The sequence below is a fragment of the Spirochaetota bacterium genome (assembly GCA_004297825.1).
GTDB lineage: Bacteria > Spirochaetota > UBA4802 > UBA4802 > UBA5368 > FW300-bin19.
The window spans coordinates 62,413-77,923 of record SCSX01000037.1; the positions used below are offsets into that span (position 1 = coordinate 62,413).

Annotated in this window: 12 protein-coding genes; 1 reads left to right on the plus strand and 11 read right to left on the minus strand. The window is 57.1% G+C overall.

Annotated elements, in window-relative coordinates:
* On the plus strand, window positions 1-2,730 hold the full coding sequence (locus EPN93_08560) for a hypothetical protein (protein ID TAL36464.1): 2,730 nt from the start codon (window positions 1-3) through the stop codon (window positions 2,728-2,730).
* Between the two features lie 6 nt (window positions 2,731-2,736).
* On the opposite strand, the gene EPN93_08565 is transcribed toward EPN93_08560, so the two are convergent.
* The 11 genes from EPN93_08565 to EPN93_08615 form a co-directional block, all read right to left on the minus strand.
* Complete coding sequence (locus EPN93_08565) at window positions 2,737-4,902, minus strand: WD40 repeat domain-containing protein (GenBank protein TAL36465.1); 2,166 nt, start codon at window positions 4,900-4,902, stop codon at window positions 2,737-2,739.
* 60 nt (window positions 4,903-4,962) lie between these two features.
* The gene (locus EPN93_08570; GenBank protein TAL36466.1) at window positions 4,963-7,488 is read right to left on the minus strand and encodes a penicillin acylase family protein; all 2,526 of its coding nucleotides are present in this window, start codon (window positions 7,486-7,488) and stop codon (window positions 4,963-4,965) included.
* A gap of 152 nt (window positions 7,489-7,640) precedes the next feature.
* Window positions 7,641-8,069 (minus strand): ACT domain-containing protein, encoded by a 429-nt coding sequence (locus EPN93_08575; protein ID TAL36467.1) that lies wholly within the window; start codon window positions 8,067-8,069, stop codon window positions 7,641-7,643.
* 12 nt (window positions 8,070-8,081) lie between these two features.
* Entirely contained in the window at window positions 8,082-9,377 is a 1,296-nt protein-coding gene (locus tag EPN93_08580) for a phenylacetate--CoA ligase family protein (protein ID TAL36468.1), read from the minus strand.
* Between the two features lie 86 nt (window positions 9,378-9,463).
* On the minus strand, window positions 9,464-10,345 hold the full coding sequence (locus EPN93_08585; GenBank protein ID TAL36469.1) for a rhomboid family intramembrane serine protease: 882 nt from the start codon (window positions 10,343-10,345) through the stop codon (window positions 9,464-9,466).
* Window positions 10,346-10,365: 20 nt separating this feature from the next.
* Window positions 10,366-11,994: a response regulator gene (locus tag EPN93_08590; protein TAL36470.1), complete on the minus strand. Its 1,629-nt coding sequence runs from the start codon at window positions 11,992-11,994 to the stop codon at window positions 10,366-10,368.
* A gap of 101 nt (window positions 11,995-12,095) precedes the next feature.
* Window positions 12,096-12,824 (minus strand): hypothetical protein, encoded by a 729-nt coding sequence (locus EPN93_08595; protein TAL36471.1) that lies wholly within the window; start codon window positions 12,822-12,824, stop codon window positions 12,096-12,098.
* A 15-nt stretch (window positions 12,825-12,839) separates the two neighbouring features.
* Window positions 12,840-13,739, minus strand: coding sequence for an ATP phosphoribosyltransferase (locus EPN93_08600; GenBank protein ID TAL36472.1), 900 nt, complete (start codon window positions 13,737-13,739; stop codon window positions 12,840-12,842).
* Window positions 13,736-14,119 (minus strand): phosphoribosyl-AMP cyclohydrolase, encoded by a 384-nt coding sequence (hisI, locus tag EPN93_08605; protein TAL36478.1) that lies wholly within the window; start codon window positions 14,117-14,119, stop codon window positions 13,736-13,738. The genes EPN93_08600 and hisI overlap by 4 nt, the downstream gene beginning before the upstream one ends.
* 368 nt (window positions 14,120-14,487) lie before the next feature.
* Window positions 14,488-14,679, minus strand: a complete 192-nt coding sequence (locus EPN93_08610; GenBank protein ID TAL36473.1) for a type II toxin-antitoxin system VapB family antitoxin — start codon at window positions 14,677-14,679, stop codon at window positions 14,488-14,490.
* Window positions 14,680-14,871: 192 nt separating this feature from the next.
* Window positions 14,872-15,411 (minus strand): DUF2335 domain-containing protein, encoded by a 540-nt coding sequence (locus EPN93_08615; GenBank protein ID TAL36474.1) that lies wholly within the window; start codon window positions 15,409-15,411, stop codon window positions 14,872-14,874.
* Window positions 15,412-15,511: the final 100 nt, after the last annotated feature.

A 15,511-nucleotide genomic window follows, 5' to 3' on the forward strand; every position in this document is an offset into this window, starting at 1 on the left:
ATGGATTTTATAGAAACGATCTCCCAGAACAAGGCCAGGTTTCAGCGTTGCAACGCCATCAAATTCGAGCGCTTTCAGTCCCTCATCTCGAGCGCCACCGTCAGGAGGACCCTTAACCTCATCCCGTTCCTTCTCTCGGTGAACACCCCCAAGCTCCCCGGATACGTCGAGGGCGAGGTCCCGCTCGGGGTATACGCCTACAGTCCCGATGAAGACACCCGCCGTTTCCTCAGGGGTAAATTCGCCGGCGTGCGAACCGACGTTCCTGCCGAAAACCAGTTCGTGGAGATGCTGGCGGTTATGGGCAGCGTGGGCACGGTCGCCTATAATAAGAAATCGGACTTCGATTACTGGGTGTGCGTCTCCCGCGCCGCGGTGGGCCCCTTGCCCTATGCGAACTTCCGCAAAAAAGTCGAAGCCGTTCAGCGATGGGTCGAATCGGAAATCAGGCTCCCCATCCATCTCTTCGTGAACGATATCGAAAGCGTGCGCAACAATATCTTCGCCGAGGACGACGAGGAGGCGTTCGGCTCCACGGTGGGCGCGGTGCTCATGGACGAGTTCTTCCGGAGCTCGATCATCATCGCGGGCAAGGTTCCCTTCTGGTGGGTGCTCCCGCAGTTCGTCCGCGACGAGGAGTACGACCTGCTCTACAACAGGCTCCCCGCGGAACAAAAAGCCGAATTCGTGGACCTGGGCAACCTGTACGAAATTTCCCGCGAGGACTTCCTGGGGGCCGCACTCTTCCAGATCATCAAGTCCCTGGGCAACCCGTTCAAATCCATCCTGAAGATCGGCGTGCTGGAGAAGTATATATTCGGGAAGGCGGATTCTCCCCTCCTGAGTCAGAAAATCAAAATGAACATTCTCAGGGAGAACCTGGATAACGGCATCCTCGATTCCTACCTCCTCATGTTCCAGGAGGTATGCGATTACTACAGCGCTGCCCTCGAGGACCAGGGTCTCGTGGACATACTCAAGCAGAACCTGTATTTAAAGGTCGATCCCCAGATTTCGAAGTACGTGGGAATAAAGGACAAAAAAAACATTCCCTACAAGGTCGCGGTCATGTTCCGCTACGTCAAGGAATGGAACTGGGACCTGCCCCGGATCAGGGACCTGGACCAGTTCGACGAGTGGGAATTCAACCGGGTAAAATCCTTCTGGGACGCGGTGCGCAAATTCATGCTCCTGAGCTACCAGAAAATCACCACGCAGATCCCGGCCCTGCGCCTGGATAAGAAAATATCGGAGACCGATTTTCTTCTTCTCAGCAGGAAAATCAAGAGCCATTTTACCACCGAGCCCAACAAGATCGAGCAGTTCATTACGTTCAAGGACACACCCTCGGAGGCCATTCTCTACATTGAGCCTTCCGGGCAGGGCCTGCAGGAAACCGAGTGGCGTCTCTTCAAGCGCGTGAAAAACGAAAAGGACGAAATCACCGCCACCACCCTGCGCATCGAATCCAGCCTCCTCCGGCTCCTCATCTGGATGACCTTGAACCAGATATACGACCCGGTATTCTCCAGGCTCAACATCCAGTCCGGTTACACGAGGGTCAACCAGACGCTCGTGACCGAGCTCCTGAACCAGGTGAGCGCCCTCTTTTCCGGAGATCGCGTGCGCGTGAAAAACGAGTACTTTATCAAACCCTCCTTCAGCATGGCGAACCTGGTCGTGGTGAATTTCAACCGCGACAATGCCGAACGTATCGTGAGCGTCCAGCACCTGTATTTTTCGAGCTGGGGCGAGTCGTTCCTTCATGAATACGACGGCGAGGACGCGATCCTCAGGGTGCTCCAGCAGGTGCTCTCCGACGGCCTGGTCAGGAATCTGCCCCTCGAGGAATTTTGCGTGGTGAGCACCCCCGAGCCGTTCAAGAAGCTCTACAAGCGCGTGATCACGCTCTTCAAGGAGGCATACGCCTTCATCGTGGAGTCCGCTGCCACGAAGAGCGCCCGCTTCGTCGCCCAGTTCCAGGACAGGCTGATCATGGCCGAACGCGAGGGCGGCAAGCTGGTGATCCATGTCTTCGCGAACCCGTCGAAATTCCACACGACCGTGTCCCTGAAACCCCGGAAAAACATACGCTACCGGTTCCACAGCGACGAGGACTCGCTCGCCTCCCACGCGATGCTCGCGAAGATACACCAGGAAAACTCAATCACGATATTGTACGAAGAGAGGAGCGACCAGGTGCTCATTAGCCTCCTGAACGAAAAAGGGAATTTCTTCGTGTTCGCGAAACAGAGGAGGCACAGGGATTCCGCGCTCTGCGCATTGTACGATTTCAGTAAAAAAACCGTCACCGCCGTGCGCGCGCGGGACAGGATGTCATTTCTGGACGAAAAGCGGATCAGGATCTACGCGCATCGCCTGGACAAGCTGGGTAAGTACACCCTCACGGACGACACCAGGGACGTGGAGCAACTTTACCTCGCGAAATACAAGTCCACGCACGCCTTTCCGGCCAGCGTTGCGCGCCATATGGGAGACGAGCCGTTTTACAGCATCACGTTCCCGGACGGGGTTTCATCCGGGTTCATGACGCTCCGCGAGGTCTACAGCGTGACCGAAAAGCTGGCGGAGATGCGCACGAAGGGATTCGGGACCCTCCCGCTCGTGCGGGAAATCGTTTTCAGCGATTTACAGGCGTCCGACCTCGAGTGGGGATCCTCCGTCTACTTTCTCGAAAAATTCAAGATGGAGCTCATGATGGACAAATGAGCTGCCTCACTTGAAGACCGGCATCCCCGGCGTCAGGAGCCGCAGGTACATGACATCCTGGCCCACGGCCATGCACTTCGCCACAGTCTGCATGGGAAATATCACCTCGAGCGTAACGCGCGTGTCGCCCAGCATCACGTAAACCCTGTCCCCGATCTTGAGGCTCTCGCCGATTTTCCCCGAGGCGATTATCACCTGGTTGTTGCGCGCGTGGACCTGGTGCACGCTGGCGACCTGGGCCGCGTTCTTCTCACCCGCGGCCTTGTTTTTCTCGATCATGCCCATTATGCCCGGGATGAGCTCGCTTACATCGGGGTAATTGACCTGAAGGCGTGCGGTCACCGTATCGTCCGTATCCGCGCTCCGCAGCACCTCGTCAATTATCTCCGGGCGCCGGAGTTCGTCGGCGAAGGCGAAGGCCGGGAAGTAGAGCGCCTCCCTGTCCATTCCCTGGTTGATATGCCAGCCTATCAACTCGTCGCCCTTGTCGCTCGCGTCGAAATACCCGCGCGGCGTCCAGACCACCCACCGCCGCCCGTCGCTGTGCGGGAAAAGGGCCAGGAGCTCGCTCCCGTCCGAAACGCGAAACCAGCGGATTGTTCCGTCTCCGAACGCGGCGATCGCAAACCTGCCATCATCTGAGAGGTTGACGTCCCACGCCACCCCCGGCGCGGGCACCTTCCAGACGGGATTTCCCGATGCATCGAAGTAGCGCAGATACCAGTCCGCTCCCAGGAGAAATCCGGAGCCGTCACTCTGTACCGCGACGCTCCTCGATGCCTCGTTCCTGTCAAGGGAAATGGTAGCACCGTTGACCGAGGGCGCAAGGTTGTGCTTCCAGTTAATAATCTTTATCGACTCGCTGCTTTCGCGCGGACGCTCAAGGTCGTCCGGAATAACGACGGGCGCGGGCGTGAGCGCCCGATCGCGGAGGGAAAAGAGCGCCTTCTCCTTCTGGTTGTACGTAAGGCCGAAAAGAACCATGGATCCGTCCCGCGACACGGAGAAGCGTGTATCCTTGAACCTGAAATTGGAGATGGGCGGCGACACGTACATCACCCTCTGGTCCCATGGGTTGAAGACGCCCCACGAGGGCTCGGATGTGCAGAACAGGACGTTCCCGTTCGCGAGCGGAAGGATCTGCTGTATGGAATCCGAGGAGGCCGCGAGCTCTTGTTTTGGCCCCTTCCCCGCGTAGGCCCACTTCAAGAGCGGCACCACGCCGTTGTTGTCATACGATCCCCCCGCGTACAGCGTCGCGCCGTCTATCGACCAGCCCACGCTGAAGAGCCCCCATTTTGCGCCCTCCGTGTCGGGGGAGTACTGATACTCCAGATCTTCCCCGGAATAGACGTCCACCTTGGGCTGCCTGTCGAACCCCACGGCGATGAGGGAGCCGTCCGGGGAAAAAGCGACACGGGACGGATCCTTGGAACTCTTGGTGCTGATTTTCTTTATCAAGTCGAACTTTTCGTCGTAGAGGCGGAGCGACCCGTCGTAGGAGGTCGTAACCAGCCTGCCGCGCGCGTCGAAATCCCCGCCGTTGGACTGCGCCCCGTACCCGCTGTCGCTTCCCACGAGCTCAAAACCCGCGGTGCGGTAGACGCGCATCCCGTAGCTGCCCTCCAGGCATACGGCCAGATGGCTTCCGTCCCTGGAATAGACCAGATTGAAAATCACCCCGGGGAATCCGTCCAGCTTATGAAGGAGCGCGCCGGACTGCGTGTTGAAAAAATAGATCGACGCGTTCCTGTTCCAGTCCCAGCCCGTCCAGCCCGTGCATGCGATCGTGCTGCCGTCGGGCGTGATGGCGACGGCATATATCTTCCCCTCGTTCCCCTCGCCTATGGGCGGGCGCAGGGTGGTCACGAGCTTCCCTGTCGCGATCTCCCACACCTTCACCGTCTTGTCGTTCGAGGCGGTCGCCACGTAACGGTTCATGGCATCGATCGCGATCCTGTTAATCCTGGTGGTGTGCATCTCGGTGCCGATGCGCAGCATCGCATAATCCGGGGGCTCGTTCGGGTTTCTCTGCTTCGCCTTCGCCTCGAGCGCACCGAGCTTTTCCGATGCGACGGGAGCCTTGCGCTGCGATGCGCACCCGACGACGAGCGCCGCGACACACAGGGAGGCAAGTGTAACCGTAAAAATTCCCCTTCTCCGAATGATCATTTCCCGACCTCGCTTTGAATTTTGGTTTTCCGATATCGCCTGTTCATCTTTGGCGCGCCGTTACCGTTCCCCGGAATATTTGAATGCCGCGGCCGGACCGGGCCTCAGGATGAGTGTAGTTCCGTACTGCGCCTTTACCCGCTCGCTTCCGAAAGGAAGGGGATGATTCTTCCCCTCAAGGTACAGGGGGAGCATATCGGCATAATGTTCGCTCGACGGGTTCCCGGACTGGCCCGGCACCGTGACAAGGAATGCAGGCTCCTCCAGGCCAAAGTCGACCACGAGCCGCATGGCCGGGATGACGATCGTCTCGAAATCCTTCCCCCAGAAAAAGGCCGATACATTTACGGTGTGCACGTCACCCCCCGCCGGGTACGGGCCCCTGTTCAGGTAATCGTGGAAGAACATTGTGGATTTCGTGAAATCGTGCCTCCAGTGGTAGGTGTGGAGCGAACCCCATTTCCATTCCGCCCGGTCGCCGCCCATCTTTTTCTCGCAGAGCGCAATCGCCGCCCCTAGGGCGCGCGCCAGTATCTCGGGCCTTTCCTCGCGCTCGACGGTACGGATATCGTCCCAGAAGGGGGACTCAGGCCTGAAGAGCAGGTGGTCCTCCGGGGCCGAATACGACGAGATGTTCACGTCCGCGAAGGCCTTCCAGCCGGCCGCGTCGTCGGGACCAAGCTCGTCCAGGAAAATCGCCCTGGTCGCCTCGTGCATGAAGGCGCCCATCACCGCCGCGTGCGCCGACCCCGGGTCCATGACGCAGTCGAACGCGCCCGGCGCGAACATCGTGAGCGCCTCGAGCGCGCGCGCCTTCGTCTTCGCGTCTTTTAAATCCTCGATAGCGCGGCGAATCCCGGGGGACGCCGGGGAATTGTGCAGGAGCCCCTGGATCTTTTTCGCCATGTTCGAATAGCGGTCGAACTGCAGGGCGAACATATCTTCCGTGCCCGCATCCTTCATCTTCGAAAGAACGTCGTTCAGCCGCTCCCCCCGGTCCGGGTTGTACCAACTCGAGGTGAGCGTGACCGGGAAATTTTTTTCCACGGTGCGGTGGTTCGCCGTGGCGATGAATCCCTCGGCCGGGTTGGTGGAAAACGGATGTTTCTCGAATGGTTCGAACCCGGTCCAGTCGTATTCACCGTCCCAGCCGGGAGACGGGAGGAGGCCCCTGCCCTTTTTACGGATCGGGTATTTTCCGGAAACCTGCCACGCAACCGTGTCCCGATCCCCGTATACAAAGTTCAGATATATGCATTTAATATCGGCGATAGCCAGCCTTGCCTCCGCCGCGTTCGCGACCTTCCCCAGGCGATAAAAACCGCCAAAGGTGCGGGCTCCCTCCTCGCATGCCCAGGACAGGGCGAGGCCGTAGCGGGCCACCATGGGCACGGGCTGGATGGGCATGACCGGCGGGAAGGGCATCTGCGCGAGGGCGTCGTTCAGGAGCGGGCCATGCACCGTGCCCTGGATGCGCACGTCAACCCACTCGTCCTTGCCCGTCATGATCCTCTCTACCCGCTCCTCGACCGGGAGCCATTCGCCCTTGTACAGGTATAGGGTGCGGTCTCCTTCCTTTTTCAGTTTCTCGACGAATATATCCTGGCTGTCCGCCATCACCATCGTCGCGCCCCACGCGACCCTGCCGTTAAAGCCCAGGTTCACGATGGGAATTCCCGGGACCATGACGCCGGCCGCCTCGTACGTGGGACATTTCAGGTGCGCCATCATCCACGCGTTGGGCATGGTGAGCTCCAGGTGTGTGTCGTTCGCAACGATCGATTTCCCGCTCTTCGTCCTTTTCCCGGAGAGCGCCCAGTTGTTTGAGGCGGGGATGCCCACGGGGACGAAGCCGCGCAGCCTTTCGCGCAGCGCGCCCCATTCGCCGTTCAGGGCAATGAGCTCCTTCCGGGTCGCCGCGTCCAGTTTTTTCGCCTCGTCGAAGGGGATGTCCTCGTCTTGGTACACCGGGAAGAGCCACGCCGCCTTCTCGTACCCCACCCGCCCCGCGAGCAGGAGGTAGTTCAGCTCCTCGAGGAAATTGAACGAGACGCTCAGGTTCAGCATCGCGAAGACGTAGAAGGAATCCCCGGGTTTCCATTCTTCGGGCTTGTAGCCGGCGAGCCTGAATTCGGGGGGCAGATATTCATGCGCCGCGATGTACGCGTTCACCCCGCGCGCGTAACTCTCGAGCACCTTTTTCGTCGGGGCATCCATCTCGGCCAGGGCCGCTTCCACGAAGCGCTTCAGGCCCAGTGAGCGCATGAAGACGTCTATGGGAATGCCGTCCTTCCCGATTATTTCCGAAAGCCGTCCCTGGGTGACCATCTTCATGAGGACCATCTGCCACAGGCGGTCCGATGCGCTTGCATACCCGAAGGCGCAGAACAGGTCGTCCTCGCTCTGCGCCTCGACGTAGGGCACGCCCAAGGCGTCCCGGCTGATGCGCGCCTCGCCCGTGAGACCAGGGAGGGTCACCAAGCCCCGGGGCCCGTCGAGCGATTTCTTGAAACTCGATTGCATGAGGGAGCAGGAGGATACCGATATGCAGAGAATGAGTATCGGCGCGAATATACTTTTTTTCATTATGTACCCTGCTTGAAGAATAAAGTTTCCCTCTGAATACCGCCGGCTGCCTATTACACGGTCATAGTAACCGCCAATGAACGCGAATGAACGCCAATCCCGTAGAGACGCGATTAATCGCGTCTCTACGGGATTGGCCCATTCGCACAACGTCACAGGAGATAGAGCTCTTTATCGGTAAGCACGGTGAAGCCTGACTCGCTCATGAGTTTTTCGGTCGCCTTCGCGTTTTCCACCTGGAAGACAAACACCGCGTCCTCGTGGCTTTTCACCATGAAGCCGTAGGCGTCCTCCACGTTCACGTCCAGGTTCCTCAAAAATGCCGCCGCCTCGAAGAGTCCCCCCGGCTTGTCCTTGACGCGGATGGCGACGATATCCTTGAGGGTGGCGGCGATTCCCTCCCCCTTGAGGCACTCGACCCCATCCTCGGGCCTGTCGAGCAGGAGCTTGATGATGCCGTAATCCCCCGAATCGGAGATGGTGATCGCGCGGATATTGATGCCCTTTTTGGCGAGCGCCCCCGTGATGCGCTCGATCTTCCCCGGCCTGTTTTCTGCAAATACCGATACCTGGTGCGGCATAGCCTGCCTCCCTTAAATCTTCCTGTTGTCGACGACCCGCTGGGCCTTTCCCATGCTGGGCGGAAGCGAACCGGGCTCCAGGAGCTCGATGCGCGGATTTATGGTAATGAGCGCCCTGAGATGCTCCCCGAGCTTTCTTTTAAGGCGATCGAGCTCCCTGAGATCGCCATGAAACGTTTGCGAAGACAGCTCTACCTTTATATGCATTCGGTCCAGGTTGTGTTCCCGGTCGAGGACGATCTGGTAGTTGTTTCCCGTCTCGGGGATGTTCATGAGCACGGTCTCGATCTGCGACGGGAAGACGTTCACGCCGCTTATGATCATCATGTCGTCCGTGCGCCCTTTGATACGTTCGATCCTCCGATGCGTGCGCCCGCAGGGGCAGGGCTCGGGTATGAAGCGCGTGAGGTCCCTGGTCCGATAGCGGATGATGGGCATGGCTTCCCTGTTGATGTGGGTGAGGACGAGCTCGCCCTCCGCGCCGTCCGGGAGCGGTTCATCCGTTTCGGGATTGATGATCTCGGCGATGTAATAGTCCTCCCAGAGGTGCATCCCGTTCTTGTGCACGCACTCGAAGGCGACGCCCGGCCCGTTCATCTCGGAGAGCCCATAGCTGTTGTAGGCGTCGATCCCGTAGAGCTCCTGTATCCTGTCGCGGGTCGCCTCCGAGTATGGTTCGGCGCCCAGGTACGCTTTTTTCAGGGTGAGCTCGTGCGGGTCGATCCCGTTCTCCCTGATGACCTCCACGAGGTGGAGGGAATAGCTCGGCGTGATGTGCATGACGGTGGTGTGGAAATCCTGAAAGAACTGTATCTGCTTCAGGGTGTTGCCGGAGGCGGCGGGGATGACGAAACACCCCACCTTCTCCGCGCCGTAATGCAGCCCCAGCCCGCCGGTGAAGAGTCCGTACCCCATCATGTTCTGGAACACGTCGTCCGCGGTGGTGCCGGTGGCCACGATCCCGCGCGCCACCTGGTTTGCCCATTCGTCGATATCGCGCCGCGTATAATAGATCACGGTCGATTTCCCCGTGGTCCCCGACGACGCGTGCATGCGCACGATCTCCCTGCGGGGAACCGCGACCATTCCGTCCGGGTAGCTCCCGCGCAGGTCGAGCTTTGAGGTGAAGGGAATTTCCCTCAGGTGATCGAGGGTCGTCATCTTCCCGACGTCGATCCCGTGTTTCGCGAATAAGGCTTTATAGTGGGTCGTGCTCGCGGAGGCCTCCAGCGCCTTTTTCAGACGCGTGAGCTGAAGCGCGCGAAGGGTTTTTCTATCGATGGTTTCGAGTTCGCTGTTCCAGTACATGGCGGCCGTTTCTCCGGGGAAGATGTACACTCTCCAAGAGACTGGTCAACGGGAAGGCTCCTGTCAATTATAAAACGCCGCGCCGCTCAGTGGATCGTCTCTGTCTTCTCCGGGTAATAGTGTCGTCGCGCCCATTCCAGCTTCTTGCGCTCCGCGGCGGTAAGCGCGCTCATCCCCTGCCGCGCAATCTTGTCCAGGAGCGTATCGATGATCTCCTTGGCCTCGATCCGCTCGCTGATCGCGCGCTGTTTCTTCGCGAGGCGCAGCTTTTTCAGGAACCCGCCTATCGGCCCCGGTCCCGCCGTTCGCTCACGTCCCCCGGACCGCATCGCCATCATGAGCACAAGCCCCGTGACTATTCCCCCCATGTGGCCGATATGGCTGACATTCCCCCCCACGCCGCGCAGGCTCGAAAGGGTGCCGAAAAACTCGAGCGCACCGAAAATGAGCACCAGGTATTTCATCTTGATCGGGAACAGGAAGTACAGTAAAACCTCGCGGTTGGGCCAGGTCATTCCGTACGCCAGGAGGAGCCCGTAGAGCGCGCCCGAGGCGCCGATCGTCGTGGGCTGATACGGGGGGAGAAGCCCCAGGTAGCGGACCTGGATCATCGAGTTCATGAGCGCGATGAATATCCCCGCGCCGATACCCGTGAACAGGTAGTATTTAAGGAACCTGCCGCTTCCCCAGTGATTTTCCAGGTCCCCCGCGAACATCCATAGCCCCAGCAGGTTGAAGATGATGTGGAACCACCCGCCGTGCAGGAACATGTAGGTGAAGAGCTGCCACACCCTGAGGTCGCCCACGAGCCCCTGGTGATTGAGCCCCAGGTAAGATTCGATCACCCCCGGTTCGAAAATACCGGCGAGCTCCTGGATGAGAAACACCGCGGCGTTTATGATCATAAGTTTTTTTACGACGGGCGTAATAGGACCGCCTAGCCTGAAGCTCATCTGCTGTGCTCTCATACGTCCACCTTTCCGCGGGATCAGCTGAATTCTTTATGTATTCTATGGAACTCCTCCGTGTTATCAAGAAATATCTTGAAGAGGAGCGGGTCAAACCGGTAGGATTCGTGTTTCATGATATCGACGCACTGGTCATGGGGAAAGGGCTCCTTGTAGGGGCGCCTGGAGCCCAAGGCGTCGTAGATGTCCGCGATGGTCACGATGCGCGCGGCGAGGGGTATATCGGCCCCCTTGAGCCCTTCGGGGTACCCCTGGCCGTTCCACTGCTCGTGATGGTACAACGTCACGTCCATGGCCATTTTCAGGAACGAGTTTTCCCCCAGGTCCCGCGACGCGGATTTGAGCGCGTTGTAGCCGATCGTGGTGTGTGTCTTGATGATCTCGAACTCATCCACCGTAAGCACGCCGGGCTTCAGGAGCACGGAATCCGGAATGCCCACCTTCCCGATATCGTGCAGGATGGAGGAATCGTACAGGTCGCGAAGGTACAGGTTGGTGATCTCGGTTTCGTGCCCGGAGTATTTCAGAATCTGGGCGATAAGCACGCTGTAGTTGCGTATCCGCTCCAGGTGCTGGCCCGTTTCGGGATCGCGCACCTCGGCGAGCTTGGAAAGGGCGAAGATGGTGGTCTTCTGCGTCTTGAGTATCTCGTGGGTGCGTACCTTGACCAGGTGCTCCAGGTTCTTCGTGTGCAGCTCAAGCTGTTCCAGCAGCTCGCCCCTTTGAATGCTGAACGCGATCTGGCCCGATATCAGCTTGAGGAACAAAGCATGTTCGTTCGTAAACGCGGCCTTTTCCACCGAGTTGAATATCAGGAAGCCGCGCGTGATATTATTGATGATGAGCGGGAGCACCAGGGAGGAGCGCATGCCCTCCTCGATGAGCACGCGGGTCGTACGCGACCCGGGATGCGCGCCGATATACTCCTCCAGGTCGTCTATGCGAAGCACGTCCTTGTCCCGGGCGACTTCCTTGAGCGAGGATTCCGAGATGGGGAAGCGCTCCCCCACCCCCAGTATCACCGTTTGATCGGACTCCACGAGCTTCGAAACCACCATGCGGGTGGCCTCCTCGATGAGCGCCAGGGTGAGCTTGTTGAAGGGGATAATTTCCTTCAAGGTGGTGTTCAGCATCTTGAATATTTCTTCGGTCTTCTTGCCCCTGTTCAGCATGGCGGTGACGTCGTTCACCCGGCGCTGCTGCTCCATATAGCGGTTTTTTTCGGTGGCGAGCCTGCGGCGCTCAAGCGCCCGCTCGACGGCGTGGTGCAGGATATCGAAATCCATGATGGGCTTGGTAATGAAATCGTAGGCCCCGGTCTTGAGCGCGAGCAGGATGTCTTCGTTCGTGCCGAATCCCGTGAGCACGATCTTGGGGATGTCGGGGAACTTCTGCGCCATGATGGTCATGAGCTCGCGTCCGTCCAGGTTCGGCATCTTGAGGTCGGTGAGCACGAGATCGAACGGGTCCTGGCTCAGCTTGTCGATCGCCTGGATGCCGTCCTCCGCCACCTCGACGGAATAGCCCTTCTTCGCGAGATAGCGCGAAAGCGCCTTGCGGACGAGCTGCTCATCGTCCACCACCAGCAGCCTGCCCTCGTGCTGCTCCGACCCGTTTCCCGGGCTCGTATTCAGTTCTGATTCTTCCATTGGCGCTTATGCGGGAGATCCAATTCGGTAAAAATTACCCGATTCCAGAAAAAAGTATACTCCACGCGGCTCGTAATGAACATTATTTTTTGAAATCCCGGTCACTTTTCTCCGCAAAGCCGGTAGAGCTCCCTGCCTATCTCGAGGCCCCTGTCGATGAAATCGGGGCCGTAGGCGCGGCCGGTTGCGGTCCTGAAGGTGTGCTTTATTCTTTCAATCCCCTCGATCCCCTTGTGGTAATGACGGAATATCGTCCTGGGGCTGAAACCCATACTCTCGGCCATGTCCCAGATGGTGTAGAGAAAATTATCCGGGCCCCAGCGGAACTTATCGGCATCGTAGAGCGCGTTCGCAAGAAGCATGGTGTCGGCGTCCGCCGATATTTCCTGTTCCTTGAACGCCTCGTGGTTGCGGATCGCAAATGTGATGATTTCGATATCGGGGCCGGGGAGCGATTCCCGGAAAAACTCGGTGACGAATTCCGCGGCGAGCCTGGGATGATCCTTCTGGTCGCGGCGGATATCGTGCAGGTACCCCGCGGCGATCGCCCGCTCAGCCAGCGTATCGGCCCTCCCCGTCTCCGTAACCTCGCAATAGACGATCGCGCCGGCGTCCATGGCGACGCTCCTGGCGTGCTCGAAGCCGTGTCCCAGGGCGCTCCCCTTTTCCCGCATCGCCGCCGCGGCCATTTCGACCATGCCGCTCCCGGCCGCGCGCGCGCGGGCGCGCTCAACCTCGGGGGCGTGTTCGGTGTAAAACCTGGGCCCCGCGATGCCGTGCGCGATCTCGCGCGTGAGCGTGCGGCAGTCCTTTATCCCGAGCGGCTCCATGCCTTCCCCGTGGCGCTAACCGAGCGCGTCTTTCTTCCCCACAACCTTGTTAAGGGGATACTCGATGATCCCGTCCGCGCCCGCCTCGATGAGCCGGGGGATGATCTCGCGCACCACCGCCTCGCTGATCACCGACTCGATGGAAAACCAGTTTGTGTGATACAGCTCGGAGATGGTGGGCGCGGTCAGGCTGGGAATGATTTTCATCACCGTGTCGATGACATCCTTGGGCACATTCATCTTGATGCCCACGAGGTTCTCCGCATTGAGCGCCCCCCGGAGGAGCAGCGCTATCTGCTCGATCTTGCCGCGCTTCCACGGGTCCTCCATGCTCTTCTTGTTCGCGATGAGCTTGGTGTTCGTTTCAAGAAGCGTGTGTATGATCTTGAGCCCGTGCGCGCGGATCGTGGAGCCGGTCTCGGTCACCTCGACGATTGCGTCGACGAGCCCCTCGACCACCTTCGCCTCCGTGGCCCCCCACGAGAACTCGACGTTCACCGGGATATTTCTTTCCTTGAAATAGTTTTTTGTGAAGCCCACGAGCTCGGTGGAAATCGTTTTCCCCGCGCAGTCTTCGATCTTTTTGATCGGGGAATTCTCCGGTACCGCGAGCACCCATTTCGCCTTGCGCGTGCTCACCTTCGAATAGACCAGGTCGCAGATATACTCCACGTCGGAATTGTTTTCCAGTACCCAGTCGAGTCCCGTGAGCCCCACGTCCAGCACCCCGCTTTCCACGTAATGCGCCATCTCCTGGGCGCGGATAAGCGCGCAGTATATCTCGGGATCGTCGATCGACGGAAAATAGTTCCGTGACGACACGGAGATGCGCCAGCCCGCCTTCTGGAAAAGCTCTATGGTGGACTGCTCGAGGCTCCCCTTGGGAAGGCCCAGTTTCAGTTGTTGCGCGCTCATTTCTTTCCCCCGTACACCTGCTTAGGATCGAACACCTTTACGCCGTCTTCGCGGAGCGTGTCTCCGTCCACCACACGGTAGAAGCAGCTCACGAAACCGGTGTGGCACGCCGCCTCGCCTACCTGGCGCACCTTTATGAGCACACAGTCGTTGTCGCAGTCCACGCGTATCTCCTTGACCTCCTGTACGTTGCCGGAGGTTTCGCCTTTCTTCCAGAGCGCCTTGCGGGAGCGGCTCCAGTAGTGCACGATCCCCGTCTCGAGGGTGAGTTCCCATGACTCTTTGTTCATGAAGGCCATCATGAGCACCTGTCCGCTCGCCGCGTCCTGCGCGATCGCGGGGATGAGGCCGCCCGTCTTGTCGAAATCCAGTTCAATCATCATATCCTTCCATGCGTCATAGCATCCGTCCGGAAAAGCATTGATAAGAAACCGTGACGATTCTGTAAAACAAAAAAATCACGAAGTTTCGCAACAAATCTATTGATTTAGGACCATTATATTTCAATTGTTGACATCGACCAATGAAAAATCGAAGTGCCTTTTCATCCGGGATATTTCTGATTGAAAGCAGTAGTTCTATCTGATCGTTCTCTTTTTTATGCTTGAGCGAGAGGATGAATTCCGAAAGGACTAAGTCGCTTATACATATCGGAATATTATCTATAAAGCCATTTATCAAACCGGCGTTGATTGAATGCGAGCCCGGAAGTGCTCGATCTAGACCGAGGTATCGATTAAAATGCGGCTCATCTGTTTCTCAGTCTTGCTAAATCGACATCCAGATTAATTTTTCCGAAGTAGCCCTTTATATTTTTCACTTTTTCGCGCTGGATCAAACTGGCGAGCGCTTCCTTGATCACGTCAGTCTTTGTTTTTATCTTTGTCAGCCTCATCGCCTCGATGACAAGGCTTTCCGGGATATTGATGGTCGTTCTCATACGTTCACTTCGGTATGCCTAAAGACATTGATGATAACATATGCATTGCAATTCCATATATATTTGACAAACAATATAATCACTAGAACCGGAATTAGATGTTTCTTTCCGTAGTTAAATGCAGCCTATAATAGAAAAGGGCCGAAGTGAGTCGCTGGTGTGTAAACTTTAACATTTCGCGTTTACGCGATATCATTTTAAAAGCCTTTCAAAATTATTTTTTAGACTCTCAATATTATCTGATAATCGTTCCATTTGCTTGTTTTGACTTACAATACTATCTTTTTTATTTTTCCTTGTCCAATAGATAAATAGACTCGCAATAAGAGCAATTTCACCAATTAACGATATTGCTATCCATTCACTATTAGATATTAAATACAAAATGACAGTGGAAACTAATAACACAATAATTATAGAAAAAGCCAATATTAATCCTAACTTTTTCAATCCACGATCACTTCGCATCATTTCTAAATTAAAATCATGTCGAAATTTTTGTTCATTTTCTGTAAGTGCTATTATTCTGTCTGCCGAGCCTGGTAAGATTTGTTCATATTTTGCAAATGCGCTGGGGTGTGGTAATGGAGCACACCACATTTCTTCCCTCGACACACCGACCACCTGTTCCTGTTGGCGTAAGTTACTACCTTCTGTTCTTATGGGTGTAACTATTTCCGGTAATTTAGCATCGTCGTTATTAAGCTTCCTCTTCTTACGCTTATTAATCATGGGTATTTGTAATTATTTTATATTTAGTTTTTTTATGACAATATTAAAATCATTCTTAATATTGATACAATCATTTAGTAAATTATTGAAATCATCATCG